This window comes from Nonomuraea salmonea, from assembly GCF_042428605.1.
Taxonomy (GTDB): Bacteria; Actinomycetota; Actinomycetes; order Streptosporangiales; family Streptosporangiaceae; genus Nonomuraea; species Nonomuraea salmonea.
This window is the reverse complement of sequence record NZ_JBHMCF010000028.1, coordinates 41,594-67,996: the sequence shown is the minus strand read 5'-3', so window position 1 is coordinate 67,996 and position 26,403 is coordinate 41,594. Positions and strand designations below refer to the sequence as shown.

General features: G+C 71.1%; 26 protein-coding genes and 1 pseudogene. 15 read left to right on the top strand and 12 right to left on the bottom strand.

Annotated elements, in window-relative coordinates:
• Positions 1-4: 4 nt before the first annotated feature.
• On the bottom strand, positions 5-1,177 hold the full coding sequence (locus ACFFR3_RS24130; RefSeq protein ID WP_364381314.1) for an acyl-CoA dehydrogenase family protein: 1,173 nt from the start codon (positions 1,175-1,177) through the stop codon (positions 5-7).
• A gap of 90 nt (positions 1,178-1,267) precedes the next feature.
• Here ACFFR3_RS24130 and ACFFR3_RS24125 point away from each other — a divergent pair, with 90 nt between their 5' ends.
• Positions 1,268-1,879, top strand: coding sequence for a TetR/AcrR family transcriptional regulator (locus ACFFR3_RS24125; protein WP_345388109.1), 612 nt, complete (start codon positions 1,268-1,270; stop codon positions 1,877-1,879).
• On the opposite strand, the gene ACFFR3_RS24120 is transcribed toward ACFFR3_RS24125, so the two are convergent.
• Together ACFFR3_RS24120 and ACFFR3_RS24115 are read right to left on the bottom strand one after the other, a co-directional pair.
• Entirely contained in the window at positions 1,876-2,694 is an 819-nt protein-coding gene (locus ACFFR3_RS24120; protein WP_379483886.1) for a MaoC family dehydratase, read from the bottom strand. The genes ACFFR3_RS24125 and ACFFR3_RS24120 overlap by 4 nt on opposite strands.
• A gap of 1 nt (position 2,695) precedes the next feature.
• Entirely contained in the window at positions 2,696-3,595 is a 900-nt protein-coding gene (locus ACFFR3_RS24115) for an SDR family oxidoreductase (RefSeq protein ID WP_345388104.1), read from the bottom strand.
• Between the two features lie 76 nt (positions 3,596-3,671).
• Here ACFFR3_RS24115 and ACFFR3_RS24110 point away from each other — a divergent pair, with 76 nt between their 5' ends.
• Genes ACFFR3_RS24110 through ACFFR3_RS24100 form a run of 3 tightly spaced genes read left to right on the top strand, consistent with a single transcriptional unit; the run spans position 3,672 to position 6,713 of the window.
• Entirely contained in the window at positions 3,672-5,102 is a 1,431-nt protein-coding gene (locus ACFFR3_RS24110) for an MFS transporter (RefSeq protein ID WP_364381324.1), read from the top strand.
• A gap of 14 nt (positions 5,103-5,116) precedes the next feature.
• Positions 5,117-5,545: an acyl-CoA thioesterase gene (locus ACFFR3_RS24105; RefSeq protein WP_379483885.1), complete on the top strand. Its 429-nt coding sequence runs from the start codon at positions 5,117-5,119 to the stop codon at positions 5,543-5,545.
• 13 nt (positions 5,546-5,558) lie between these two features.
• Positions 5,559-6,713 (top strand): MFS transporter, encoded by a 1,155-nt coding sequence (locus tag ACFFR3_RS24100; RefSeq protein ID WP_345388098.1) that lies wholly within the window; start codon positions 5,559-5,561, stop codon positions 6,711-6,713.
• On the opposite strand, the gene ACFFR3_RS24095 is transcribed toward ACFFR3_RS24100, so the two are convergent.
• The 4 genes from ACFFR3_RS24095 to ACFFR3_RS24080 all read right to left on the bottom strand — a co-directional run bounded on the left by ACFFR3_RS24095 (position 6,708) and on the right by ACFFR3_RS24080 (position 10,369).
• The gene (locus tag ACFFR3_RS24095) at positions 6,708-8,216 is read right to left on the bottom strand and encodes a glycoside hydrolase family 13 protein (protein ID WP_379483884.1); all 1,509 of its coding nucleotides are present in this window, start codon (positions 8,214-8,216) and stop codon (positions 6,708-6,710) included. The genes ACFFR3_RS24100 and ACFFR3_RS24095 overlap by 6 nt on opposite strands.
• An 18-nt stretch (positions 8,217-8,234) precedes the next feature.
• A complete protein-coding gene (locus ACFFR3_RS24090) occupies positions 8,235-8,615 on the bottom strand; it encodes a globin (protein ID WP_364381334.1) in 381 nt (126 codons plus the stop codon).
• A 10-nt stretch (positions 8,616-8,625) separates the two neighbouring features.
• Positions 8,626-9,489, bottom strand: coding sequence for a mechanosensitive ion channel family protein (locus ACFFR3_RS24085; protein ID WP_345388096.1), 864 nt, complete (start codon positions 9,487-9,489; stop codon positions 8,626-8,628).
• 595 nt (positions 9,490-10,084) lie between these two features.
• Positions 10,085-10,369 (bottom strand): hypothetical protein, encoded by a 285-nt coding sequence (locus ACFFR3_RS24080; RefSeq protein ID WP_355420113.1) that lies wholly within the window; start codon positions 10,367-10,369, stop codon positions 10,085-10,087.
• A 275-nt stretch (positions 10,370-10,644) separates the two neighbouring features.
• Between ACFFR3_RS24080 and ACFFR3_RS24075 the strand changes: the two genes are divergently transcribed.
• The 7 genes from ACFFR3_RS24075 (at position 10,645) to ACFFR3_RS24045 (ending at position 18,769) form a co-directional block, all read left to right on the top strand.
• Positions 10,645-12,186 (top strand): NsdA family TPR-like regulatory protein, encoded by a 1,542-nt coding sequence (locus ACFFR3_RS24075; RefSeq protein WP_379483883.1) that lies wholly within the window; start codon positions 10,645-10,647, stop codon positions 12,184-12,186.
• Positions 12,183-12,671: a GNAT family N-acetyltransferase gene (locus ACFFR3_RS24070; RefSeq protein WP_345388090.1), complete on the top strand. Its 489-nt coding sequence runs from the start codon at positions 12,183-12,185 to the stop codon at positions 12,669-12,671. The genes ACFFR3_RS24075 and ACFFR3_RS24070 overlap by 4 nt, the downstream gene beginning before the upstream one ends.
• A gap of 300 nt (positions 12,672-12,971) precedes the next feature.
• Complete coding sequence (locus tag ACFFR3_RS24065; RefSeq protein ID WP_379483882.1) at positions 12,972-14,225, top strand: DMT family transporter; 1,254 nt, start codon at positions 12,972-12,974, stop codon at positions 14,223-14,225.
• A gap of 197 nt (positions 14,226-14,422) precedes the next feature.
• A complete protein-coding gene (locus tag ACFFR3_RS24060) occupies positions 14,423-16,141 on the top strand; it encodes a tetratricopeptide repeat protein (protein WP_345388084.1) in 1,719 nt (572 codons plus the stop codon).
• A gap of 31 nt (positions 16,142-16,172) precedes the next feature.
• Entirely contained in the window at positions 16,173-16,625 is a 453-nt protein-coding gene (locus ACFFR3_RS24055; protein WP_345388082.1) for a hypothetical protein, read from the top strand.
• A 70-nt stretch (positions 16,626-16,695) separates the two neighbouring features.
• Positions 16,696-17,841 carry a pyridoxal phosphate-dependent aminotransferase gene (locus ACFFR3_RS24050; RefSeq protein ID WP_379483881.1) on the top strand — a complete coding sequence of 382 codons (1,146 nt, stop codon included), beginning with the start codon at positions 16,696-16,698 and terminating at the stop codon, positions 17,839-17,841.
• 154 nt (positions 17,842-17,995) lie between these two features.
• Complete coding sequence (locus ACFFR3_RS24045; protein WP_345388077.1) at positions 17,996-18,769, top strand: hypothetical protein; 774 nt, start codon at positions 17,996-17,998, stop codon at positions 18,767-18,769.
• Positions 18,770-18,816: 47 nt separating this feature from the next.
• On the opposite strand, the gene ACFFR3_RS24040 is transcribed toward ACFFR3_RS24045, so the two are convergent.
• Genes ACFFR3_RS24040 through ACFFR3_RS24025 form a run of 4 tightly spaced genes read right to left on the bottom strand, consistent with a single transcriptional unit; the run spans position 18,817 to position 21,302 of the window.
• A complete protein-coding gene (locus ACFFR3_RS24040; RefSeq protein WP_345388075.1) occupies positions 18,817-19,338 on the bottom strand; it encodes an NUDIX domain-containing protein in 522 nt (173 codons plus the stop codon).
• Positions 19,335-19,673, bottom strand: coding sequence for an ArsR/SmtB family transcription factor (locus tag ACFFR3_RS24035; RefSeq protein ID WP_345388072.1), 339 nt, complete (start codon positions 19,671-19,673; stop codon positions 19,335-19,337). The genes ACFFR3_RS24040 and ACFFR3_RS24035 overlap by 4 nt, the downstream gene beginning before the upstream one ends.
• A 22-nt stretch (positions 19,674-19,695) precedes the next feature.
• Positions 19,696-20,328: a DUF47 domain-containing protein gene (locus tag ACFFR3_RS24030; RefSeq protein WP_355420143.1), complete on the bottom strand. Its 633-nt coding sequence runs from the start codon at positions 20,326-20,328 to the stop codon at positions 19,696-19,698.
• A 23-nt stretch (positions 20,329-20,351) separates the two neighbouring features.
• Positions 20,352-21,302 (bottom strand): inorganic phosphate transporter, encoded by a 951-nt coding sequence (locus tag ACFFR3_RS24025; RefSeq protein ID WP_345388068.1) that lies wholly within the window; start codon positions 21,300-21,302, stop codon positions 20,352-20,354.
• A gap of 175 nt (positions 21,303-21,477) precedes the next feature.
• Between ACFFR3_RS24025 and purU the strand changes: the two are divergent.
• Positions 21,478-22,332 (top strand): annotated as a pseudogene (gene purU / locus ACFFR3_RS24020) (formyltetrahydrofolate deformylase).
• Positions 22,333-22,430: 98 nt separating this feature from the next.
• On the opposite strand, the gene ACFFR3_RS24015 reads toward purU, so the two are convergent.
• The gene (locus tag ACFFR3_RS24015) at positions 22,431-24,488 is read right to left on the bottom strand and encodes a prolyl oligopeptidase family serine peptidase (RefSeq protein WP_345388066.1); all 2,058 of its coding nucleotides are present in this window, start codon (positions 24,486-24,488) and stop codon (positions 22,431-22,433) included.
• A 283-nt stretch (positions 24,489-24,771) separates the two neighbouring features.
• Between ACFFR3_RS24015 and ACFFR3_RS24010 the strand changes: the two genes are divergently transcribed.
• From ACFFR3_RS24010 to ACFFR3_RS24000, 3 genes are all read left to right on the top strand, one after another.
• Complete coding sequence (locus ACFFR3_RS24010; protein ID WP_345409331.1) at positions 24,772-25,278, top strand: HNH endonuclease; 507 nt, start codon at positions 24,772-24,774, stop codon at positions 25,276-25,278.
• 68 nt (positions 25,279-25,346) lie between these two features.
• Positions 25,347-26,144 carry a GNAT family N-acetyltransferase gene (locus ACFFR3_RS24005; RefSeq protein ID WP_345388064.1) on the top strand — a complete coding sequence of 266 codons (798 nt, stop codon included), beginning with the start codon at positions 25,347-25,349 and terminating at the stop codon, positions 26,142-26,144.
• Positions 26,145-26,162: 18 nt separating this feature from the next.
• The gene (locus tag ACFFR3_RS24000) at positions 26,163-26,372 is read left to right on the top strand and encodes an FmdB family zinc ribbon protein (RefSeq protein ID WP_345409330.1); all 210 of its coding nucleotides are present in this window, start codon (positions 26,163-26,165) and stop codon (positions 26,370-26,372) included.
• The last annotated feature ends 31 nt before the right edge of the window (positions 26,373-26,403 follow it).

Here is a 26,403-nt window from a genome sequence, read left to right as displayed (position 1 = left end):
CCCCTCACTCTCCGATGAGGCCGAGCCGAGCGTGCCCCTTGATCAGGTTGCGGGCGATCGTGCGCCGCTGGATCTCGTCGGTGCCCTCGAAGATGCGCAGCAGGCGCAGCTCGCGATACCACCGCTCGATCGGCAGCTCCTTGGTGTATCCCATGCCCCCGTGGATCTGCAGCACCCGGTCCACGACCTGGTTCGCCATGACGGCGCCGTTGAGCTTGGCGATGGAGGAGGCGTGCCGGGCGTCCATGCCCTGGCCCACCTGCCAGGCGGCGTACAGCGTGAGCCACTTGGCGGCCTCGATCTCCACCTGGGAGTCGGCGATCATCCACTGGATGGCCTGGTAGTTCGAGATGGTCTGGCCCATCGACTTGCGGATCTTGGCGTAGTCGATGGCCATCTGCAGCATGCGCTCGGACGAGCCGATGGCGCGGGCGGGGATCATGTAGCGGCCCTGGCCGATCCACTGCATGGCCAGCTCGAAGCCCTTGCCCAGCTCGCCGAGGATGTTCTCCTCCGGCACCCGGACGTCCTGGAACACCAGCGAGGCGGGGCCCCACTGGCCCATGGTCGGGATCGGCTCGGACGTCCAGCCCATGTCCCTGTCCACCAGGAAGCAGGTGACGCCGTGCTCCTCGGCCAGGGCGAAGACCATGACGAAGTCGGCCTCGTTGCCGCCGGTGATGAACGTCTTCTCGCCGTTGATCACCCACTCGGCGCCGTCGCGGGTGGCGCGGGTGCGGATGTTGCGGGCGTCGGAGCCGGCGCCCGGCTCGGTGATGGCGAAGCAGGAGCGGCGCTCGCCCTCGATGGTGGGGATGAGGTAGCGCTGCTTCTGCTCGTCGGTGCCGGCGTACAGGATGTTGTCGGCGCTGCCGCCGAACGAGAACGGCACGAACGTCCTGCCGATCTCCATGGCGATGATCGCGGACATGATGGGGCCGAGGGCGGCGCCGCCGTACTCCTCGGGCGTGTTGATGCCCCAGAAGCCCGACTTCCTGGCCTTGGCGCGCAGGTCGCGCAGCACGTCGGCGTCCAGGCCGGGGCGGCCCTCGCGCTCGTTGCGCAGGACCTCCGGCTCCAGCGGCATGACCTCCTTCTCGATGAAGGACCGGACGGTGTCACGGATCTGCCGTTCCTCGGGGGTGAGCGAGAAGTCCACAGCCGCCTCCCAGGGCATTTCTAGAATCGTTCTCTAGGAAGAGGTTCTAGCCTATGTCGTCCAGTGTCAAGAATCGGATTCTAGAATTCGCCGCGCTACGATAGGCGCATGGCACGCAAGTCCTCGTGGGAGTGGAGCCGTACGGCCCAGACCCGCAAGAGCATGCTGCAGGCCGCCCGTGAGGTCTTCAGCGAGCACGGCTTCGCCGACTCCAACGTCTCCGACGTCGTCGCCCGCGCCGGGTCCAGCGTGGGCAGCCTCTACCACCACTTCGGTGGCAAGACGGAGCTCTTCCTCGCCCTCTACGAGGACCACCAGGCCGCCCACGAGCAGGCGTCGGCCGCCAGCGTGGCCAAGGCCAAGAAAGAGGGGGTCACCGACCCGGTCGAGCTGCTGATCGCGGGCGCGCGGGCCTACCTCGCGGGCGCGTGGGAGCGCCGCGACCTGGTCAGGCTCTTCATCGACGGCGACGGCCCTCCTGGTTTCGAGCTGATCCGCCGCACCCGCGGGCGCGAGTGGGTACGCCAGAACGCGGTGCTGCTCGGCGCCGGCGGCGACCCGCTCGACCGGTTCACGGTGGCCGTGCTGACCAGCATCATCGGCGAGGCCGCCCGCGAGGTCGCCACCTCCGACAACGAGGAGGAGGCGCAGGAGGTGATCGAGGCGGCGGTGACGCTCATCCACCGCCTCGACCCCCTCAGGGAGCTGCGCGAGGGCTAGCCGATCGTCGCGCGGCCCCGGTCGATCACCACCGTCCCGTCGTCCTTGGCGGTCCTGAACAGCACATTCGTGCCGTCCGCCCAGATCGAGACGGTCAGCGACTCGCCGGGGAAGACCGGGCTGGAGAAGCGCCCCGACATCGCCTTGAAGCGCGCCGGGTCGGAGCCCGCCACCGCGTGCAGCAGCGCCCTGCCGGTAAGCCCGTACGTGCACAGCCCGTGCAGGATCGGCCGGTCGAACCCGGCCCTGGCGGCGAACTCCGGGTCGCTGTGCAGCGGGTTGTAGTCGCCCGACAGCCGGTAGATGAGCGCCTGCTCCGGATACGTCGAGTACGTCACCTTGTGGTCGGGCGCCCGGTCCGGCGCCGCCCAGGAGTCGCGCGGCCCCCGCTGGCCCCCGAACCCGCCCTCGCCCCTGATGAACACCGAGCTGTAGGAGGAGATGACCAGGTCGCCGGTGTCGAGATCGACGGCCCTGGCCTCGGAGGTGACCAGCGCGCCCGAGCCCTTGTCGTAAATGCCGGTCACCTTCGAGGTGGTCCGCACGCCACCCGCCGCGGGCAGCTCCCGGTGCAGCTCGAAGCCCTGCTCGGCGTGGACCAGCATGGCCGGGTCGAAGCCGCCGAGCCGCCGCCCCGGCGCCTGCGCGGCCAGCACCGCGAACGTCGGCAGCACCCGCTGCCCCTTCTCCGTGGTGAACTCCAGCTCGGCGGTGCCGGCGCCGACGCCGAGCGCGTACAGCATGGTGTCCTTGGCCGTCCAGGTGCGCTCGTGGGGCGCGCTCTCGACACCGATCACGCTGTGGTCGAGTGGCATGTCAGTCCTCCCGCCCGGGGATGCGGCCGTTGGTCAGCGCGTTGGGCGCGGCCTTCTCGACCAGCGCGGGGATGACCGAGCCCAGCTCGGTCGGGTCCCAGCGACCGCCCTTGTCCACGCCGGGCCCCGCGTGCCAGCCCTCGGCCACGCTGATCACCCCGCCGCGCACGTTGAACACTCGCCCGGTGATGCTCCTGGCCTCCGCGCTGGACAGCCACACGACCAGCGGCGCGATGTCGTCGGGGTCGGCGCCGGTGGCGCCCTTCGGCAGCAGGTTCTCGGTCATGCGGGTGAGCGCGGCGGGCGCGACCGCGTTGACCGTCACGCCGTAGCGCTCCAGCTCCCTGGCGGCGATGACGGTCAGACCCGCTATGCCGGCCTTCGCGGCGCCGTAGTTACCCTGACCGGGGTTGCCGTAGATGCCGGAGGACGAGGTCGTGTTGATGATGCGGGCGTCGACCTGCTCGCCCGCCTTGGCCTTCGAGCGCCAGTAGGCGGCGGCGTGGCGCAGGGGTGCGAACGTGCCGCGCAGGTGCACCCTGATGACCGCGTCCCACTCCTCGGCGGTCATGTTGACCAGCATCCGGTCGCGCAGGATGCCCGCGTTGTTGACCAGCACGTCGAGCGTGCCGAAGTGGTCGATGGCGGCGCGGACCAGCCGCTCGGCGCCGTCGAAGTCGGAGACGTCCTCGCCGTTGACGATCGCCTGGCCGCCCATGGCCTCGATCTCCGCCACCACCTCGGCCGCCGCTCCCGACGAGCCGGTGCCGTCCACCTCCGCTCCGAGGTCGTTGACCACCACCTTCGCGCCCTGCCTGGCGAACTCCAGGGCGTGTCCCCGTCCGATGCCCCTGGCCGCGCCCGTGACGATCACCACGCGGCCCTCGACTATCCCGCTCATCCGACACCTCGAATCCTTGACCGGCGAACGATGCGAATAAGATTCTAGTATTGAAATCTAGAAAGGATAAGGGCCTTTGGCGGCGACCATCCCGACCCTCGGCTACGCCTGGCGAACTCTGTCGGTCGTGAGCCTGGCCAGCGTCCTGACCGGGCTCGGCGGCAGCGCGATCAACGTCGCGCTCCCCGAGATCGCGCGCAACACCGGCGCCGACGCCACCGCGGCGAGCTGGATCCTCCTCGGCTACCAGTTGACCACGACCGTCCTCATGGTGGTATTCGGCAGGCTGGCCGATTTGTTCGGCAGGCGCAGGATGTACCTGCTGGGGCTGGCCACGTACACGGGCGCCGCGCTGCTCGCCGGGCTCGCCCCCAACGCCTGGCTGATCGTCGCCATGCGGGCCGTGCAGGCGGCGGGCGCCGCCATGCTGCTCACCAACAGCGCGGCCCTGGTCAGCGACGCCTTCCCGCGCGAGCGGCTGGGCGAGGGCATGGGCGTGTACGTCGCCTCGTTCTCCATCGCCGGGCTGATCGGCCCCACGCTGGGCGGCGTGCTGGCCGAGAGCCTGGGCTGGCGGTGGGTGTTCTGGTTCAACGTGCCGATCGGGCTGCTCTGCCTGCTGTGGGGGTCGATCACGCTGCGCAGGACGCCGCCCGCCCGGCGCGACGGCGGGCTCGACGGGCCGGGCAGCCTGCTCGTGCTGCTGACGCTGGGCGGGCTGCTGCTGGCGCTGTCGGAGTTCACCAGGCTCGGCTGGCAGCATCCGCTGGTGCTCGGCGGCGCGGTGGCCTTCGTCGTGGGGCTGCCGCTGTTCGTGCTCAGGGAACGCAGGGCCGCCCACCCCGTGGTGGACATGAGCCTCTTCCGCGAGCCGTCCTTCGCCTTCGGGACGCTCGCCTCGTTCCTCAACGCCGTCGCGCGCATGGGCATGGTCTTCCTCGTCGCGCTCTACTTCCAGGCCGTCCGCGGGGACGATCCCGTACAGGCAGGGCTCAAGGTGCTGCCGCTGGCCGTGGCCGCCCTGTGCGCCTCGGTCGTCTCCGGCTTCCTGCAGCGCCGCTTCAGCGCCCGCACCCTCGCCGTGGCCGGGGCCGCGACGACCTCCTGCGGCCTCGCGGTCATGATGGCGGTGATGTCCACGACGATGCCGTATCCGGCCGTCGCCACCGGGCTCGTGCTCATCGGCCTCGGCTCCGGGATCTTCCTGCCGTCCAACAACACCGCCATCCTCGACGGCCTGCCGTCGAACCGGCTCGGCATCGTCAACGCCATGCGGCTCATGCTGCAGAACACCGGCAACGTCGTCGGCACCGGCATGGTGCTGTCGATCCTCGTCGCGCCGCTGCCCGCCGCGCTGCACCAGCAGGTCTTCGCCGGCACGCTCGGCCTGCTCTCCGGCGAGGCCGTCGGGCAGCTCGTCACCGGCTACCGGTGGGCGCTCGGCACGATGGCCGCGGTGTCGGTGCTGACCGTGCTGACCTGCCTGGCCCGGCGCAAGGCCACCTGACGTGGCCCGGTACGGTGGCGGACGTGGACGAACCTTCCCCGGCCCGACGGCACATCTATCCCCGCGTGGTGAGATTCGGTGACATCGACTCCCAAGGTCATGTGAACAACGTGCGCTTCCTCGACTACCTCGAGGACGCGCGGTTCGGCATGTTGAGCATCGACCCGTACAACGAGGGTGTGGAGCCCTTCAAGGGGCTGGTCGTGACGCGTCACGAGATCGACTACCGGCGCCCGCTCGGCTTCCGCGCGGCGCCCGTACGCGTCGAGACCTGGGTGACGGAGATCCGGGCGGTACGGTTCACGCTGCGTTACGAGATCCGCGACGACGAGGACCTCTACGTGACCGCCACGTCGGTGCTCGCGGCGTACGACGTCGAGCGGGCCGCGCCCCGCCGCCTGACCGAGAGCGAGCTGGCCTACCTCAAGCGGTACGCCGAATGACGCGTCCCTGAGCATGAAGCGGTGGTGGATGCTGGCGCTGGGCGTCAACGCGCACGCCAGCGTCACCCTGGGGCTGTTCGGACTGCCCCTGGTCATGCCCGAAATCTTGCGACATTTCGGCGTTTCGCTGCCGGTGGGTGGCCTGATAGGGAACGCCCCGGCGATCGGCATTCTCTGTGCCCTCGTCGCCTGGGGCGCGCTCGCCGACCGGCACGGCGAACGGCTCATCTTAGGACTCGGCGTCGGCGTGGCCGCCGTGACGCTGGCCGCCGCCGCGTTCGCCGAGGCCACCTGGGCCGTGATCGCGCTGCTCGCCCTGGCCGGCGCGGGCGGCTCCGCCGCGATGGTCGGCGGCGGCCGGATCGTGCTGCGCTGGTTCAGCCCGCCCGAGCGCGGCGTCGCCATGGGCGTGCGGCAGGTCTCCTTCACCCTCGGCATGGCGGCCGCCGCATTCGTGCTGCCGCCCGTGGCCGCCGCCCACGGGCTGACCGGCGTGCTGCTGCTCTGCTCGGGGCTCAGCCTGCTGGCCGCCGTGCTGGCCGCGCTCTTCCTGGCCGAGCCGCCGCACGAGGCGCCCGGGAGCAGGGCGGCCGCGGCGGGCTCGCCGTACCGGCAGCCCGCGCTGTGGCGGGTGCACGCCACCAGCGCGCTGCACGCGGTGCCGCAGATCGTGGTCACCACGTACGGCGTGGACTGCCTGGTCACCTCCTACGGCTGGGACGGCGTCGCGGCGGGGCGGCTGTTCGGCGTGGCCGCGATCGGCGGCGCCGTGGTCCGCGTCGCGGCCGGTCGCTGGTCGGACAGGACCGGCCTGCGCATGCGTCCCCTGCTGCTGCTCACGCTCTGGAACCTCGCCGTGCTGGCCCTGCTCGTCGCCGGCGCGCTCACCGGAGCCGCGTTCGGCGTGGCCATGCTCGCGCTCGCCTCGGTGATGACCGTGGCGGGCAACGGCCTCGCCTACCTCACGGCCGGCGAACTGGCCGGACCCGGCTGGGCGGGCCGGGTGCTCGGCACCCACAACACCGTCCAGAACACCGTCGCCCTCGTCGCCACCCCGCTCGCCGGCCTGCTCATCGAGGGCACCGGCTACTGGGCGGGCTTCGCCGCCGGCCTCGGCTGCGCGCTGGTCTCGCTGCCGGTCATCCCGCTGCGCGCCGACCGCTCATGACGCGCGGCGCAGCCACACCGCCGTGTCCTGCGGCAGCAGGCCGCGCTTGAGCGGGCCGCTCGTCAGCAGCACCTCGGTGTGCTCGGGCAGATGGACGGGGCCCGTGCCGCAGTTGAGTGCGCAGATCAGCGGACCCCTGGTGAAGAAAAGCACTCCCTCGGGGGAGTCGAGCCACTCCAAGGTGTAAGGAATCTCTCCCGCCAGCGCGCGGCGCAACGCCAGGGCCCGCCGGTAGCACTCCAGCGTCGAGTCCGCCACCCCTTCCTGCTTCTCCACGCTCAGCTCCGCGAACGACTCCGGCTGCGGCAGCCACGGCTCCACCCCGCCCGGCGAGAACCCGTGGGACGGCGGATCGACCGTCCACGGGATCGGCACCCGGCACCCGTCGCGCCCCGGCAGCTCGCCCTTCGACCGGAAGAAGATGGGGTCCTGCCTGGCGTCGTCCGGCAGGTCGGTCACCTCCGGCAGCCCCAGCTCCTCGCCCTGGTAGAGGTAGGCGGAGCCGGGCAGGGCCAGCATCGTCAGCAGCGCCGCCCTGGCCCGCGCCAGGCCCGCGCCGGGGTCGTCCGTGCCGTAGCGGGTGCGGTGGCGTACGACGTCGTGGTTGGACAGCACCCACGTCGCGTACGGCACCGCCGCCAGCGTGTCGTCGATCACCTTGCGGAACGCGGTGGCCGACCACGGCGCCTCCAGCCAGGCGAAGTTGAAGCTCTGGTGCAGCTCGTCGGGGCGTACGTAGCGGGCGAGGTCCTCGGCGTCGTCGGTCCACACCTCGCCCACCGCCATCCGCTCCCCCGGGTAGGAGTCGAGCAGCCGCCGCCACTCGCGGTAGACGCCGTGCACCTCCGGCTGCCCCCACACCGGCGAGACCGAGGTGAACGACTGGTCGCCCACGTCGGGCAGCCCTTCCGCCTTGTACAGCCCCATCGCCACGTCGATGCGGAACCCGTCGACGCCGCGCTCCAGCCAGAAGCGCAACACGTCCAGGAACTCCTCGTGCACCTCGCGGTTGCGCCAGTTGAAGTCGGGCTGCTCGGGCGCGAACAGATGCAGGTAGTACTGCCCGTCGGGCGTCTGCGTCCAGGCCGGCCCGCTGAAGGTGGACTTCCAGTTGTTGGTGTGGTCGCGGAAGATGTAGCGGTCGCGGCCCACCCCGCGCAGCGCCTCCTGGAACCAGGGATGCGCCGACGAGCTGTGGTTGGGCACGACGTCCACGAGCACCCGCAGCCCCAGCTCGTGCGCCTGCGTCACCAGCGCGTCGAAGTCGTCGAGCGAGCCGAACATCGGATCGACGCCGCGGTAGTCGGCCACGTCGTAGCCGCCGTCGGCCATGGGGGAGGGGTAGAACGGGGTCAGCCAGATGGCGTCCACGCCCAGCCGCCGCAGATAGGGCAGGCGCTCGCGGATGCCGGCGAGATCGCCGACGCCGTCTCCCGAGGCGTCGGCGAAGCTGCGGACATAGATCTCGTAGACGACTGCGTCACGCCACCAGGGGATATCCATGTGGCGTGTCATGCCCCGTTATGTGGGGGAGTTCACCAGGCTGTGGGCCGCGTAGACCAGATAGTCCCAGAGCCGCTTGTCCTGCTCCTCCGGCAGGTCGAGCGAGTCGACCGCGTCACGCATGTGGCGCAGCCAGGCGTCGCGCTCGGGCTCGCCGATGACGAACGGCATGTGCCGCATGCGCAGCCGGGGGTGGCCGCGCTGCTCGCTGTAGGTCTTGGGACCGCCCCAGTATTGGACCAGGAAACCGCGCAGCCGCTCTTCCGCGCCCGTGAGATCGGGCTCCGGATAGAGCGGCCGCAGCAGCGGGTCTTCGGCGACCCCCTCATAGAAGCGGTGTACGAGGCGCCGGAACGTCTCCTCGCCCCCGACGGCGTCGTAAAAGGAGGTCTCTGTCACGATCCCTAGCTTAGGCGCTGCCCACCAGCTGAATGCCCGCGGTGTCGAGCGCCGACTTGACCCGCAGCCGCATCTCGCGCGCCACCTCGGACTGCGCCGACGGCAGCGTCTTGGTGGTGATGCGGAACACCAGCGAGCTGTCGGACAGCTGCTCGACGCCGTAGACCTGCGGCTCTTCGACGATCTTGCTCTCGCGCAGCTCGGAGTCGGCCCACATCTCCTCGGCCACCTGCTCGAGCAGCACCTTCACGCCCACCACGTCGGCGTCGTACGCCACGGGGACGTCCATGTACGCCCGCGACCACCCCTGCGACTCGTTGCCTACCCGGGTGATCGTGCCGTTGCGGATGTACCACACGCGGCCGTCGGCGTCGCGCAGCCGGGTGATGCGCAGCGTGACCGCCTCGACGGTGCCCACGGCGGCGCCCGTGTCGATCACGTCGCCGACGCCGTACTGGTCCTCCAGCAGCATGAACATGCCGGCGATGAAGTCCTTCACCAGCTCCTGCGCGCCGAAGCCGACCGCGACGCCGAGGATGCCGACGCTGGTCAGCAGGGGCGCGATCGGGATGGTCAGCCGGTCGAGCACGGTCAGCGCCGCGGTGCCGAGCACCACGATCGAGGCGACGTGCTTGAGCACCGACCCCATGGTCTCTGCCCGCTGCTTGCGCCGCTCGTGCAGCAGCGCGTCGATGCCGTCGGGAGCCGCTCCCTTGCGGAACCGGCTCGTGATCGACCCACCCGTGGCCGCTCGGTTGACCACCCTCGTGATGATCCGGTGCGCGACGTTCCGCAGAACGAAGGCGAGCACGAGGATCAGGACGATGGTTATCGCGCTGGACACCAGGGGCGCCCAGGGCTCGTTGCCGAACACCCTGACCAGGGTAGAGCAAAGGACCGTGTCACTTTGGCAGACAGCGGACATTTGCGTGGTCATCTGATCCACGTCCGGCAGAAGCGACGGAGACGCGGATGGTGGTGCCGGCGTCACCAGCAGTAACACTATGGTGGATCCCCCTCCGGAAGCGGTTCGGTCGCCTATTGGACCGTTTCGATCCAAAAGATACCGCCGACCGAACCGCCCGCCGTCACATCACGCCGGGGAAGACGGGGTCGCCGGCTCTCTGGGCCGCGGAGGGAGAGAGACGGCGCTCCGATGACGGACGGCTCGGAACGGGACACGCACCCGGAAGCGTGTCCCGAGCCGGTTCCGGGGGGATCCCCCGAACACCCGCCCGGTGATGCGGGCGGGGGTCTGAGAGCCCGTACGGCGGGCGGCGCCGTACGGACGGGCCTCACGGGGAGGCCATGAAGAGGCATGTGACGTGCGGCCGGCCGGAACCGGCGGGGTGACCAGGGGCCCGGGCACGCCGGAGCCCCTCCGCACCGGTCACCCCGCCGGCTCCCAGAAGCCGCCGCGGGTCGCGGTGAGCCGCGGTGGCTGCGCTCCACCCGGATCACCACGCCGTTCACTCACCCGCGACGGCGAGCACGCGGGCGACCTTGTTCGCCGCACCGGCCGGGTCGTCGGCCGTGTGCATCCGGTCGCCCCAGGACCAGCAGTACCACCAGGCCGAGACCTCCGAGACGGCGGCCGGGCGGCACGTGACGTTCTCGGAAAGGCTCGTGGCGTCCGGGTTGATCACCCGGACGAAGGTGCGCCCGCTCTGGGTCCGGACCACTCGTGCGAGCAGCCCGCGAGCGCCGAGTTCGGTCACCAGACGCTCAAGGTGCTCGAAGTTGTCGTCCCCCACCGTTCGTCCCTCCCTTGGGAATCGTTGCCGGTGCGCCAAAGATGGCCCAAGTCAAGGGTTCGCGCAACGGGGCTGTTTGCTCACGGGGAGTCGCTTCTCACTCATGGGTTGTAAGAAACAGTCCTCGGGAGGACGATCCTTAACCGTAGGCTCCCTATCGGCGTTTCCCATCCCGGCGTCATTGCTTCATAGTCATGGGTAGGCGTACAGCGACTTGAGGACTACGCTGAGTCACCAGTTGCGGACCGGTCGAGACTTGCGTGAGAGGGGCCGGGATGTCCGGCAGACAGCACCGAGAGACGGAGATCGCCCGGCGGATCAGGGCCAGGGGCCTCGCCGCCGGGCGCACGTCGGCTCAGATAGCTGATGAGATCCACGAGGCGTGCACGGCGCAGTTCAGCACGACCCGCATCAAGGCGCATCGACTGGCCTACGGGATCGCGCTGGCCGACGTCATCGAACAGGTGAGAGCCCTGTTCGAGCGCGACTCCAAGCCGATGCCCGGCATCGGAGAGACCCTGTTGTCGGCCTACGAGAGCGGGCTGAAACGCCCCGGCCCCGAATACCTGCATTACCTGTGCACGGTCTACCGGGTCGAACCGATCGCCCTGGGCTATGACGCGCCCTGCATCTGCGGCCACGGCCACCGCATGCCGGGCGTCGTCGGCGGTGACTCCAAGGACCGCTGCCAGCAGCAGGATCGCGAGCTGGTGATCAAGCCGATGGAGCCCGAGCCCGACGCCGAGGACGACGAGAACATCCTCCGGCGCACCCTCTTAAACCTCCTCAACACCGACGCCAAGGGCGCGGAGGTTGACGGTCCGGTGCTGGGGGCGTGCGAGGGCATCCGGCGCAGGATGGACGAGACGCTGGTCTCGGCCACGGTCTCCGCCGCGATGCTCGACCAGTGGGAGGAGGCGACGGTCAGCTTCGGCCGCCAGTACACGACGACGGCGCCGCTGCGGCTGCTGTGCGACGTGCTGCTGGAGCTGAGCGCCGTACGCACGGCGATGTCCCGCCGCCAGCCGATCGACCTGCAGGAGCGGCTGTGCAGGATGGCCGCCCAGCTGTCCGGCCTGAGCGGGATGATCCTCATCAACCTGGGCGATCACCGGCTGGCCCGCTCGTTCTTCCGCACCGGGCGCACCGCCGCAGACGAGACCGGCGACCGGGCGCTGCGCGCGTGGATCTGCGCGCGCGAGTCGCTCGTGCCGCTCTACTTCGGCGACGCCCGCGAGGCGCTCAACCTCGCCAAGAAGAGCCGCGACATGGCCGGCTCCACGCCCTGCCCCGCGCAGGCCATGGCCCCGGTCGTCGAGGCCAGAGCGCTGGCCGCGCTGGCCGGCAACGACAACAAGAAGGAGATCGTCGACCAGGCCAAGCGCGCTCTCGCGCGGGCCAGGAACGCCTTCTCTCACATGAAGGCCGAAGACCGCGAAGACGTCGCCTTCGGCTACACCGAGAAGCAGCTCTACTTCCACCAGGGCGACGTCCTCACCAAGCTGGGCCAGACGCTCGAGGCGGAGGTCGTGCTCGACCAGGCGCTCGGCAAATACGAGGACCACATCCTCGACCAGACGCTCATCCGGCTCGACCAGGCTCAGTGCAAGCTGCTCGACGGTGACGTGCGGGAGGCGGTGGCCATCGCGACCAAGGCGCTCAGCCTGGTCCCCGTCGACTACCTCACCGACCTCATCGTGCGTCCCGCGATCCTGCTCGGCGATCGGCTCAGGGCGGCGAACGCCCCGAACCTCGATGAGTATCTGGCGCAGCTGCGACGGCCCAAACAGCACCAGATGCAAGGGGGCGATGCATGAAGCTGGAGATCAGGCGCTATCGCTGGTCGGATCTCGACACCCTGCTCGCGCTCCACCGGATCTGCCTCGCCGAGGTGGGCCTGGTCCCGGGTGACGGCGTCTACTACGACGACGACTTCCCGCGGATCCAGGAGATCTATCTCGCCTGCGGCGGCGACTTCCTGGTGGGCGAGGTGGGCTCACGGATCGTGGCGATGGGCGGGCTGAAACCCGTCGACACCGCCACGGCCGAGGTCTGCAGGCTGCGGGTGCATCCGGAGTTCCAGCGGCGCGGGTTCGGGGCGGCCATGCTGGCCGCGATCGAGCGGCGCGCGGTGGAGCTCGGCTTCCAGCGCGTGCGCGGTGACACCACGCTCAACCAGGAGGCCGCGCTGGCGCTCTATCAGCGCCGCGGATGGCGTGAGCTCTCCCGCGAGAGGGTCGGCGATCTCACTGTGATCTACGGCGAGAAACGGCTGGTCCCGCGCGCCGTAATAGATCGCTAGCCGGCACCATCCCCTACGGCCCCATCCACCCCCTCCTGGGGCCGCTGCCTTTGACTTTCCCGGTGAAGCCACCTGGGAACACCGGCGTGACATGCCCGCCGGCTGTATTTCCGGACATTTCACGGCCTCGGCATTCCAGGCCGTATCCCAAGCAGGAAATGTCCGATCATGCCGTATCGGCCCCCGCGGATAAGGTTGTACGAACCTGCGGGTGAGGCTCTTACCACTGAGGTGTAAGCAAGCCTCACCGGCTGCTCCCTGTACATCTGACGTCGCGAATAGTAGTGCCATGCTTTCTCCATGGCAGGTGTGCCCGCTTCCCGCCCCCTACTGGGAGCCGTGCTTCTGTTGTTCGTCAGCGCCGCATGGGGGTCGGCGTTCCCGCTGATGAAAGACCTCATTCTCCGTTTACCGGTGGAGGATCTGCTCGCCGAGCGCTATCTCCTCGCGGGGCTCACGCTGCTCGCCATCAGGCCACGGGGGCTGCGGGGGATGTCGTGGGGTTCCTGGTCGCACGGCGTGCTGCTGGGGGTGCTGTTCGGGGTCGGGCAGGCGGCTCAGGCGGTGGCGCTGGACAGCCTGCCGTCGGCGGTGTCGGGGTTCGCGGTGGGGTGCAGCGTCATCATCACGCCGATCCTGACGCTGGTGCTGTACCGCCAGCGGGTGGCGCGGCGGATCTGGGTGGGGGTGGTGCTCGCGCTGGCCGGCATGGGGGTGTTCGCGTTCGTCCGCGGCATGAACACCGACGACATGTCGCTGCCGGCGCTGGGGGTCACGCTCCTCGCCGCCGCGCTGTACTCGGGCCACACGCTCTTCCTGGCCCACCTCTCCAAGCGGCCGTCGGGCTTTCCCGCGTACGGGCTGACCACCGTGCAGTTGCTCACCATCGGGGTGCTGACCGGCTGCTTCGCCGTACGCGACGGGATCACCCTGCCGGCCGGCCTGCCCGACTGGACGATCCTCGCCCACCTGTCCGTGGTGTCGTGCGCGCTGGGCTTCCTGGCCCGCTCGTACGGGCAGAAGTACCTGTCGGCGATGCCGAGCCAGATCCTCATGTCGACCCAGCCCGTGTGGGTGGCGGCGATCGCGGTGATCTGGTTCGACGAGCCGATGGGCTGGGGCATGATCGTGGGCGGCGTGCTGATGGGCGGGGCGACGTTGTTCGCGCTACCGTCACGCTCCGTGACGGGAGGTGGCGACGGTGGCCGGCGCCACCTGCTGACGATCGCCCGCAGGGCCGCGCACGTGCTGGCCGAGCAGCGGGTCAAGCGGGAGGACCGGCTGCGGTTCCAGAGCGGGCCCGTGCCCTATGTCGCCGCCAGCGCCTGTACGGACGCCGCGTCCTGCCCCTGGCAGACCCATTCCCTCAAGGGCGGCGCGGAGCCGAGCCTCGAACGGCTGCTCAACCGGGCCACCCGCATCGTGCGGGCCAAGAACGGGCCTGGGTGCTGCCAGTCGGTCACGCTGCTCGGGCGGTGCCTGTGTGATCTCATGGAGGATTCCGAGCAGCAGGCTCATACCACAGGATTGCAGCGGTGGTTTCGCTCCGAATAGGTTAGACATACCATTCGAAAGGCAAGTGCATTTTATCCATTAGCCTCCCACTTATTCGGAATAAACCTTGCTATTCGGTGGGGTGCCCTAATAATGGGTGATTGACCCCGAGTGGAGAGGCACGTTATGAAGCGCATCGTCGTCCGCAAGCCTGGTACCGCGAGGCTCGCAGGGACCTCCAGCGTCATTCACAAGGGGTGACTGAGGAGAGGTCCCACCTCAAGGTCCTGGGCGATCCACCCGTCCGCACCGGGGCCGCGCGGCCGGAGATGCCGATGATCGACGCGCATCGACGGCCGCGCGGCCCCTACGCCTTCGCCGCCGCCCTGCTGAGCCACCTGGTGCCGGCGGCCCTGCGGGACTTCCCCGATCTGGTGGCCGCACACGACATCGAGATCCTGGCGGCGGCGCCCGAGCTGGCCGGCCTGGTGAAGGCGCGGGTCAAGGCACCGAGGGGCACGATCGACGCCGGGCTCACCGACGAGGAGCGCATCCTCGTGCCCGCGCCCCGCCGTACGCTGCGGCTGGCCAACGGGATCGCCGAGTTCGTCCGCGACGCCGTGCCGCCGGGGTCGTCCGTCGTGGTGTGCAACGCCGCCGCCGCCGACCCCACCGACACCGAGCTGATCGACGTGCTGATGCGGCGGGTGCCGCCCGCCATCCTGGCGATCACCCTCTACTCCGGCGGCCCTGAACCTCCGCTGGATCACCGCGACCCGGGCGAGCTGTGGGAGCTCGTGGACCGGTGCATGCGCGAGGGATTCCTGCACGCCGTGGCCGAGCTGGGCGAGCTCGGCATGGCGGCCACGGAGCAGGGCGGCGACCTGTGGTGGCGCTTCGCGCAGCGCACCGCCACCGCGCTCGGCGGCCTCGGGCGCACCGCGCAGGCTCGCGCCCTCTGGGACCGCGTCCGCCTGGTCAGCCAGGACCCGGCCATGCACGCCGCCGCCGCGTACGGCACCGCCATGCTCGACGCCCGCCACCCCGACCCCGCCCGGCGCGACCTGACCCGCGCCCGCGCCTGGCTCAACCTCGCCATCGCCGTCTCCCGCCTGCTGCCCGACCCCGCAGAACGTGCCTTCAAGCTCGGCTTCGACCGCAACGGGCTGGCGCTCGTCGAGCTGCGCGAAGGCCGGGCGGACGCCGCGCTGGCCCTCGTCGAGTCCGCCATCGAGCTGGCCGGGGAGCTCGGCGCGCGGCACCCCGTGCATCGGATGGTGCTGCTGGCCAACAGGGCCCAGCTGCTGGCCGGGCGCGGGCAGGTCAAGGAGGCGCTGGAGGACTACGCTGCCGCCATCACCCTCGACCCGGGCTTCCCCGACTACTACCTGGAACGCGGCAACCTGCTCTTCCGGCTCGGCCGCCACGACGAGGCCCTGGCCGACTTCGAGCGCGCCATCGACGCCGGGCCGCCGCTGCCCGAGGGGTACTACAACCGGGCGGAGCTGCGTACGGTGCGGGGCGACACCGACGGCGCCCTGGCCGACCTGGGGCACGTGATCGAGCTCGACCCCTCCTACCTCGACGCCTACATCAACCGCGCGGGCCTGCTGGCCGCGCTCGACCGGGACGAGGCCGCCAGGGCCGACGTCGAGGCGGGGCTGGCGCTCGCGCCAGGCAACCCGCACCTGCTCACCGTGCTCGGCCAGCTGGAGACGGCAGCCGGGCGCCTGGCCGAGGCCGCCGACGCGCTCGACCGCGCCGTCGAGGGCGCCCCCGACCTCGCCGCCGCCTGGGGCAACCGGGGCATCCTGCGCTACGCGACCGGCGACCTGGAGGGCGCGATCGCCGACCTCACCCGGGCCATCGCCCTGCAGCCCCAGCCCGACCTGTACGCCAACCGCGCCGTCGTCCTGCGCGTGCTCGGCCGCCACGCGGAGGCCGAGGCCGACGATCACCGGGCCGCCCAGCCCTGACCTCCGCCGGCCAGGTGGCAGCATGAGGGGCATGACGGGGCGAATCGGGCGGGCCGCGACGGTGTGCGGGGTGCTCGGCGTGTGGTGGTGGGCCAGTGTGCGGCTGGCCTGGACGGGCGTCGGGTGCGCGGACCGGGGATGCCTGGTGCCGTCGATCGCCGTGCTCGTGGTGATCAGCCTGGCCGGGCTGGCGGGCGCGGCGTACGCGCTGGACCGGGTGGACGTGCGGCCGGGGCGGCGGGTGGCGCTGGTCGCGGCGGGGACGTTCGTGGTGATCAGGATCGCGGGGGAGGCCGTGCCGTCGTGGACGTCCACGCTCGCGCACGTGCTGGCGACCGGCGCGGCGTTCGCGGCGGCGGGGGCGCTGGCGGCCCTGATGACGGAGCCGAGGGCGGCGCGTGGGGCGCGGATCGCCGCGATCACCGTCGTGGCCGCCCTGATACCCGCCGCGCTGGCCGCCGCACTCGCCCTGTACGACCTGTGACCCCTTGACAGCAGCCCCCTGATGACGGACGTTCCGTATACGGAACCCCTTCCTTCACGGAGGTGCTGCCATGCGCCCCAACTCCCGTTTCACGCACGTCCAGCCGTTCGACATCGACCGGGTGGCGGCCGAGGCCGGCGCCGACCCCGACGTCCTGCGCCTGGAGAACCTCGACACCGACGTCCCGCCGCCACCCGCCGCCGTCGAGGCCACCCGGAGGTCGCTGGAGGAGGGCACGGGCAACAGCTGGCTGCCCTTCACCGGCCTGCCCGAGCTGCGCGAGGCCGTCGCGGACGACCTGCGGCGGCGCACCGGGCTCGGCTACGACCCGCTGCGCCAGATCACGATCACCTCGGGCGGCACGTCGGCGGTCATGCCGGTGCTGCTCGCCACCACCGAGCCCGGCGACCCGGTGGTGCTGACCGACCCGACGTACGCGGGCCTGCTCCAGCGCGTCCGCCTGTCCGGCGCGAGCCCCCATCTCGTGCCGCTGCGCGTCCACGACGGCCACTGGCGGCTCGACCGCGAGGCGCTGTCGCAGGTGCGGACGGCGGCGGCGCTGCTGCTGATGAGCCCGTCGATGCCGTCCGGCGTGGTGCTCGACCATGACGACTGGGCGGCGGTGGCGGAGGTGTGCGAGCGCACCGGCGCGTACCTGATCTACGACGCGGCCATGGAGCGCATCGTCTTCGACGGCCACCCACTGATCAACCCGTGCCGGGTGGACGGCCTGGGCGAGCGGACGATCATCATCGGCTCGATGTCGAAGGAGTACCGCATGATCGGCTGGCGGATCGGCTGGGTGGCCGGCCCGGCCGGCATCATGTCCAGGATCATGGTCGCGGGCATCTACAACACGACCGTGGCCAGCGGTTTCCACCAGTTCGGCGCCGCCGCCGCGCTCAGGGAGCCGTCCGGGGTCGCCGAGGCGGTGGCCGAGTACCAGGCGCGCCACGAGACGGTGGCCGCGCAGCTCGCCGACCTGCCGCTGGTACGGGCCGGCGGCGGCTGGTCCTGCCTGGTGGACGCCGAGGTCATGGGCCTGTCCGCGCCCGAGCTGTCGGCCCGCCTCCTCGAACGCGGCAGGATCGCCGCCACCCCCATGACGGCGTGGGGCGAGCACGTGGCGCCCCGGTACGTCCGTCTGGTCTTCAGCAACGAGCCCGTCAAGCGCCTGTCCGAGCTGCGCTCCCGCTTCGCCGCCGCCCTGGAGTGAGGCCCTGGAGTGAGGCTCTGGAACGAGGCCCTGGAGTGAGGCTCTGGAACGAGGCTCTGGAACGAGGCTCTGGAACGAGGCCCTGGAATGAGGTCCCGGAGTGAGAGCGCGCGGCATGGCGGGAGCAGGCGGCCGGTGGGTCTACGGTTGGCGGGTGAGTTTCAACGAGCTGCTCGACGGCCTCGATCACGGCGCCGGCGCGCAGGCCGCGGGCATCAGGCGCGGCTACGGCGGGCCGCCGCCCCGCACGGTCGCGGTCGGCTCAGGGCTGACCAGGCTGCGCTGCGCCTCCCTGCTCAAGCCGCTGTACGCCTGGGTGGCGGCCGGCCGCATCGCCGACGCCGAGCGGTGGCGCAGGCACGCCGAGCCCGCGGTCGTCGTCTCCTCCAACACCGACACGCTCGGCCTGTGGCTGTCGGTCGGGCCCCGCGTCATCCTCGACGACCTGTGCGAGCGCACCGGCGTGCGCTGGGAGCCGCCCAACGGCGACCCGTCGCGGTTCGGCTCGGTGGAGGTCGCGGCGGGCGAGGTGGCCGCCGCGTACGCGGTGCTCGCCCAGGCCGCCGCGACCGGCGACCCGGTGGCGGAGGCGGTGCTCGGCTGGATGGCGGAGGTGCCCGACTCGCAGACGTTCGGGGCCCGCGTGGCCGTGGGCCGGCCCGGCGCCGCGGTCAAGTGCGGCTGGTACGGCGGGCCCGACGAGACGTGCCTGCGTACGCACGCGGTGGCGGTCCTGCCCCACGGGGGCAGCAGGGCCAGCGTCGTCGTCGCGATGACCGCGCTGCCCTACACCGACGCGCACGAGCGCGAGGTCTACCGCGAGCGCGTCACCACGGGCCTGTCGGTGGAGGACCGCCACGAGAAGGTGGCGGGCGAGCTGTTGCGCGGCCTCATGACGCGGACGATGGCCGAGCTGGGCCACGGCTGACCGCGCCCGGACCTGAGCTCGCCGGGGGCCGCGGGAGCCGCTGGGCCTCAGGCCCGTCGAGGGGCACGGGAGAGCCGCTCGGCCTCAGGGTCATCGGGGCCGCGGGAGAGCCGCTGGGCCTCAGGGCCACCGGGATCGCGGGTGAGCAGTGCGACGATCTCGGCGAGGTGCGGCGGGTCGACGGTTACGGGCAGCTCCTCGGCCCACAGGTGACCGAGCAGGCCGGCCTGCTCCTCGTCGGTCAGCGCGCCGGGCACCACCTCGGGGCGGGCCTCGTCGAAGCGGGCCAGGTAGAACGGCTCGCGCCGGACGTAACGGACACCGAGCCAGGTGAAGTCGCGTTCGACCTCGACCATCCGCTCCGACACCGCCGCGCCGGGCAGCCCGGTCTCCTCGGTCAGCTCGCGCCTGGCGGCGTCGAGCGGCGTCTCGCCGGGTTCGAGCCGGCCGCCGGGCGGCTCCCAGAGGTCGGCGCCGGCGACCCGGTCGTACCAGTGCATGAGCAGCACCCGGCCGTCACGGTCGAGGCAGACGACCCGCGCGGCGGGAGTGTCCTGGACCTCGCTCACGGTCCCTCCTCGCCGACGACCAGCGTCAGCAGCCCGGGGAACCGCTCGTCGAACTCGGCCCGGCGCAGCCGGTTGAGCCGCCGCGCCCCCTCGTCGCGCTGCTCCAGCAGCCCGACGCCGCGCAGCACGGCGAAGTGGTGGCTGAGCGTGGACTTGGCGACCGGCAGGTGGTTGAACGTGCCGCAGGCCCGCTCCCAGTCGGGCACCCCGGCCAGCTCACGCACGATGCGCCGGCGGATCGGGTCGGCGAGCGCGTCGAGGGCGGCCTGGAGCGTGACCTCGGCGGGCGCGGTGTGCGTGAGGCCGCGGGTCCTGCTCCGGACGTGTTGTTCCATGTCAGTCGAACATCCTACCTGGTCACCGTTTCATGGCGCCGTCGGCGATCGCGTCCGCCGCCTCGCCGATGGCCACGCCCACGATCTCCAGCCGGCGCACCAGCTCGCGCTGCTTCATGGCCTCGGCGGTCAGTTCGCCGGAGAAGATGCGGGAGATCTCGTACTGGTACATCCGCCTGATCGCCCCGCCCGCCTTCTTCGCCTCGAGCGCGTCCTGGGCGACCACGGACGGCCGGGAGGCGAGGTCGCGCACCGCGTTCTCCAGCGCGTCGATGCCCACGATGACCTGGTCGAGCAGGGGAGTGAAACGGATCTGGTCGGGCACCCGGTAGAGGTGCGACTCGCGGACGAAGTCGCGCAGCGAGTCGAGCACGTCGTCGATCGAGCGCGAGAGCCGGAACAGGTCCTCCCTGTCGATGGGGGTGACGAGGGCGGTCTTGAGCTCGTCGATGAGGCGGGCCCGCTCCTCGTCGCCGAGGTGCTCGATCGAGCGCATCTGCTCGTGCGCGCCCGTCCTGCCGACCTCACCGCCGATCATCGCCATGGCCAGCCACGCGCCTTCCTTCGTGGCCTCGAGCTGGCCCAGCAACGCCTCGGTGAGCGCACTGTCCATGCGCCCGGTCATGAGGTCCTTGATCCGCCTCAGTCGTTTCACGGCACCCCCCACTAAGAAGACCGTCACGTCCACCTCACGCCCGCGAATCCCTTCATCAGAAGAGCGAGTCCCCAGCCGAGGAGCCCGCTGGCCGGCAGCGTCAGCAGCCAGGCCGCCACGATCTTGCCCGCGGCGTACCAGCGCACCCGCCCGCCGCCCTGCGCCACACCCGCGCCGATGAGCGCGCCCGCGATGGCCTGGGTCATGCTCACCGGCATGCCGGCCGCCGCCGACGCGATCACCGCCGTGCCAGCCGACAGCTCGGCTGCCACGCCGTGCGCGGGCCGGGAGACGATGATCTCCCTGCTCAGCGTGCGGCCGCCCCTCGGCAGCCCGTACATCGTGCCGATGCCGAACAGCGCGGCGACGAGCACCGTGTACGTGACCGGCGCCCCGCTGAACCCGGCCGCGACCATGAACACGGCCAGCATCTTCTGGGCGTCGTTGGAGGCGTACGCCAGCGTCTGCAGCAGGAACCCGGCCCAGTGCCAGCGCCACAGCCCGCGGGCCGTGGTGGCGGCGACCAGCACCCGGATCAGCACCCACGCCAGCAGCCCGCCGACGATCGGCGCCGCGACGCCGAAGACCAGCACCAGAGCGACCGAGCCGCCGTTGACCGGCAGCCCCCAGCCGAGGCCGGCCCCGGTGAGCCCGCCGACGACGGCCAGGGTGAGGCTGGTCGGGCGGCCCTTCGCGCTGAGCGTGGTCACCACGATGAGCGCCGCGACGACCGCGATGGTCATCGCGATGCGCGCGCCCGGCTCGTCGAAGGAGGCCAGCCGGTTGACGAACGTCAGCGCCACCTGATGGGTGAGCAGCGGCACGACGGCCACGGCCACGACGAGGACGAGGACCCCGGTCACCGGTCGCACGGTCGGCAGCTTGAGCCCTGTCGCTACGAGCGCGCCTCCGTCATTGATCCCTGACACGACGGCGAAGAGACCGGCCACCACGAACAGTACGACGGCTTCCAAAGGCACATGCTCCATCTCCGCCCCGCCTGCCTGCGGCGGGACACCATAGAAGTCACCTACGGTATCGGGCCGGGTTGCAACCGACTAACTACCCTGAAACGCAAGTAACAGCATCACTGCTCGAAGACTTCCCAGGTACCCTCGACGTGACCGCCCACAGCCCGAGAGTGAAGCGATGACCAGCCCCGCCGAATACATCCTGACGCTGTCCTGTCCCGACCGGCCCGGTGTCGTGGCCGCCGTCTCCGGCCTGCTCGCCGGACGCGGTTGCAACATCATCGAGAGCCAGCAGTTCGGCGACAGGGTGGGGCAGCGCTTCTTCATGCGCGTGCAGTTCTCCTCGCCGCTGGGCGAGGACGACCTCAACGCCGCGTTCGCCGCGCTGGCGCCCGACTTCGCGATGGAGTTCAGGCTGCGCGACGTCGCGCGCAAGCCGCGCGTGCTCATCATGGTGAGCAGGTTCGATCACTGCCTCAACGACCTGCTCTACCGCGTACGGTCGGGCGCGCTCGACATCGAGATCGCCGCCGTCGTCTCCAACCACCCCGACCTGCGGCCGCTCACGCAGTCCAACGGCGTCGACTACCACCACCTGCCGGTCACCCCCGAGACCAAGCCGCGCTAGGAGGCCGAGGTGATGGCGCTGGTGGAGCACTATCAGGTCGATCTGGTGGTGCTGGCCCGCTACATGCAGGTGCTGTCGGAGGAGCTCTGCGCGAAGCTGGCGGGCCGGGCCATCAACATCCACCACTCGTTCCTGCCGTCGTTCAAGGGCGCCAAGCCCTACCACCAGGCGCACAACCGCGGCGTCAAGCTCATCGGCGCGACCGCCCACTACGTGACGGCCGACCTCGACGAGGGCCCGATCATCGAGCAGGAGGTGGTCAGGGTCAACCACAGCCACTCGCCCGAGGACCTGGTGGCGATGGGGCGCGACGTCGAGTGCGTGACGCTGGCCAGGGCGGTCAAATGGCACGCCGAGCAGCGGGTGCTGCTCGACGGCCACAAGACGATCATCTTCCCGCGCTAGGGCCGGTACGTCCCGAAGAACCAGGGGTCGGTGCGGGTGTACGCGAGGAGGGGGCGGCCTCGACGATGACCGTCCCCAGCTCGCTCATGCCTTCGAGGCTATAGCCCGGTGTGCTTGGCGAGGAAGGTCAGCGTGTCGGCCCACAGGTCCGCCGACCTGCTCACCGCGCGGGCGCCGTGGCCCACCTCGGCCTCGTTGCGCAGCAGCACCGGCCGGTCGGACGTCGAGGCGTGCTGCAGCGCCGCGCACGTCTTCCACGCGTGCAGCGGGTGCACCCGGGTGTCGGACTGGAAGACCGTGAACAGCGTCGCCGGGTAGGCCACCTGCTCCTTGACGTGGTGGTAGGGCGAGTAGCCGTGCAGCCAGCCGAACTGCTCGGGGTCGTCGGCCGAGCCGTACTCGACGTTCCAGGTGGCGCCGAGGCCGAACTTCTCGTACCTGATCATGTCGAGCAGCGGGGCCGAGCAGACAACTGCCGCGTACAGGTCGGGGCGCTGCGTCAGCGCGGCGCCCACCAGCAGGCCGCCGTTGGAGCCGCCGGAGATGCCGAGCTGCTCGCGCGTGGTGACGCCGGTGGCGATGAGGTGCTCGGCGGCGGCGTGGAAGTCGTCGAACACGTTCTGCTTGTGGGCCAGCATGCCCGCGCGGTGCCACTCCTCGCCCTCCTCGCCGCCGCCGCGCAGGTTGGCGATGGCGTAGACGCCGCCGGCCTCCACCCAGGCGAGGACCGTGGCGGAGTAGCCGGGCGTCATGGACAGGCCGAAGCCGCCGTAGCCGTAGAGGATGGTGGGCCGCGGGCCGGACGCCTCGCCCTCGGGCGAGATGATCAGCATGCGGACGTCGGTGCCGTCCTGTGAGCGGTAGACCACCTGCTCCGTACGGACCGGCGGCACCTCCACCACGCCAGGCGAGGCCGCCCACAGCGTGGTCTCGCCCGTCCGCGCGTCGTAGCGCTGCACGGTGGGCGGCGTGGTGTTGTCGGTGTAGCCGAACCACGCCTCGTGGCCGCCCTCGGGACGCTCGACGATGCCGCCGATCGAGCCGAGCCCCGGCGTCGGCACCTCGCCGACGCGCTCGCCCGTCGCGAGGTCGTGCACGGTGATCTCGCTGATGGCGTGGCGGGTCCAGCCCACCAGCATGACCGGGCGGTCGAGGTCGTCGAGGATCGCGAAGTCGGTCAGCACCGCCTCGGGGTCCTCGGGGATGAGGTCGCGCCAGCTCTCGTAGCCCGGCTCGGCGGGGTCGGTGACGCAGACCCGGCCGCGCGGCGCGTCGCGGTCGGTGTGCACGTAGAGCCGGCCGTCGCGGCCGAACACCAGCCCCGTCTGCGCGTCCACGCCCTCCTGCACGACCCGCAGCTCAGGCCGGTCGATCGGCGACTCGGTCAGGTCGGCCACCCACAGGTCGTTGCGCGGCGCGGTGCCCTCGGACGCCGACACCTGCAGCCAGCGGCCGTCGCGGGAGACCGAGACGCCGTAGTAGTTGGTCATCTTCATGCCCTGACCGAAGATCATCACGTCGTCCTCGGTGGAGGTGCCGACGCGGTGCAGGTAGACGCGGCGGTGGAACTGCCGCTCGTCCTCGGGCACCTCGATGCCGGGCAGCCGGCGCACGTAGTAGAACGCCTCACCGCCCGGCAGCCACGCCACGGGGGAGTAGCGGCAGCGGTCGATCGGCCCCTCGACGCGAGCGCCCGTCGCGACGTCGATCACGTAGAGCACCGACTCCTCGTCGCCGCCCACCGAGATCTGGTACGCCAGCAGCCGCCCCTCCTTGTCGGGCTGCACCGCGTCGAGCGTCGTCAGCCCCGACGGGTCGAGCTCCATCGGGTCGATCAGCGCGCGCTCGGTGCCGTCGGGATCGACCACGTAGTAGACCGCGTGCTCCTGGTCCGGCGTGCGGCGGGAGAAGAAACGACGCTCGCCACGCCAGACAGGCGCGCCCACGGAGCCGGACCTGAGCAGCTCGGCGATGCGGCTCTTGAACCGCTGCGGCCCCCGCTCCCTGGCATAGAGCTCGGCCTGCGCGTCCAGCCATCCCTTGGTCTCGGGGCTGTCCGGGTCCTCGAGCCAGCGGTAGGGGTCGGGGACAGGGGTTCCGTGCAGGATGTCGACGGTGTCTTCGCGGCGTGCGCTCGGGTACGGCTCTCGCGTCATGGACCGAACCCTACTGCCAACGGGCATGCGTAAAGTGCTGGTCGAGCGGGCATAAAACGTACCGTGCGTCCCTCTGGTCATTCCGGACAGAGATTTTTGGGGTGGCGGGGACCGCGGTGCAAACGCCAGACTTGGTGACAGGACGGTGCCGTGGTGACCACCCGTCGGACCGTCCGGCGGAGGTCCACGTGACGGAAGCACGAGTGCCCCAGGAGGGGCCGACAGCCGGGACATGCCACGGCATGTCCCCTTTGATACGCGCGCAGCAGGGAGAGGCCCGATGATGCGCCAGGTCCTGCTGCTGAATGCCACCTACGAGCCGTTGACCACCCTGTCGCTGCACCGGGCGATCGTCCTGGTGCTGCGTGACAAGGCCGAGGTCGTCCACCGCGACGGCAGGGGAGCGGTGCTGCGCTCCGCGAGCCGCACGCTCGACGTGCCCTCGGTCATCAGGCTCCGGAGATATGTCCGCATCCCTTACCGTTCCCGCATTCCGCTGACCAGGGCCGCCCTCATGCGGCGCGACGACTACCGCTGCGCCTACTGCGGGCAGAAGGCCGAGACGATCGACCACGTCATCCCCCGGTCACGGGGCGGCGCCCACACCTGGGAGAACTGCGTCGCCTCGTGCACCACGTGCAACCACAGGAAGGCCGACAAGTATCTGGAGGAGCTGGGGTGGACGCTGCGCGTGCACCCCGCGGTGCCACGGGGCGCCCACTGGCGGCTCATCGGCGCCTCGCTCGTCGGCGACCCGCAATGGGCGCCCTACCTCGAAGCGGCCGCATGAGCCGGGTGTGAAACGGCGTCGAGTGCGGCGTTGATGGTGGCGGCCACCGCCTGACAGCATGGACAGGCATGTGGACCTTCACCTCCGACGTCGAGGCGTACGCCGCGGTCGCCGAGCCGTTCCTGCTCGGCGACCCGGTGCGCAACACCGTCCCGCTGACGGTGCTGGCCGGTCTGCGGGCCGGCATGCCGGCCAAGGATCCACTCTTCGGCTGGTGGTCGGCCGGCGGCGAGGTGCGCGGGGCGGTCTTCCGCACGCCGCCGCATCCCGTCGGGCTCTTCTCGGTGCCCGTCGAGGCGGTCGCCCCGCTGGTGGACGCGCTCGGCGGCGACCTGCCGGTGCTGGTCGGGCCGCTCGACGTGGTCGACGCGGCCGTCCGGCTGCTCGGTGAGCCTGCGCGGGTGGTGTCGGAGCGGCTCTACCGCCTCGGCACGCTCACCGTCCCCGACGTTCCCGGCCAGGGCCGTGCCTGTGTGCCCGGCGACTTCCCGCTCCTGGTGAGCTGGTATCACGCCTTCGGCGAAGAGACCGGCATGCCGGAGGGCGACGTCGTCGAGCGGGTGGCCAGGCGGCTGGCGGGCAGGGAGCTGTTCGTGTGGGAGGACGAAGGCGCGCCCGTCTCGCTGGCCGGGCTCTCGCCGTCGTGCGGCGGGGTGTGCCGCATCGGTCCCGTCTACACGCCGCCCTCACGCCGCCGCCGCGGTTACGGCGCCGCCGTCACGGCGTACGCCAGCCGTACGGGGACGGACGAGCGCCAGGCGCAGGTCGTGCTCTTCACCGACCTTGACAACCCCACCAGCAACGCCATCTACCAGGCCATCGGCTACGAACCGGTCGGCGACTACGGCCATGTCGTCTACGCCTGACGCGGTTACCATGGCTGCATGCCGCGTTACGACTTCCGGTGCCGCGCCTGCGGCTCCACCTTCGAGGTGTCCCGTCCCATGTCGGCCTCCGACGCCCCGGCCGCCTGCCCCGAGGGGCACGACGACACGGTGAAGCTGCTGTCCACCGTCTCGATGACGGGCAGCGCCGCCGCGCCCAAGGGCGGCGGTGGCGGTGGCTGCTGCGGCGGTGGCTGCTGCGCCTCCTAGCCCCGCCCCACCCGCCGGCGGCTGTTCCGTG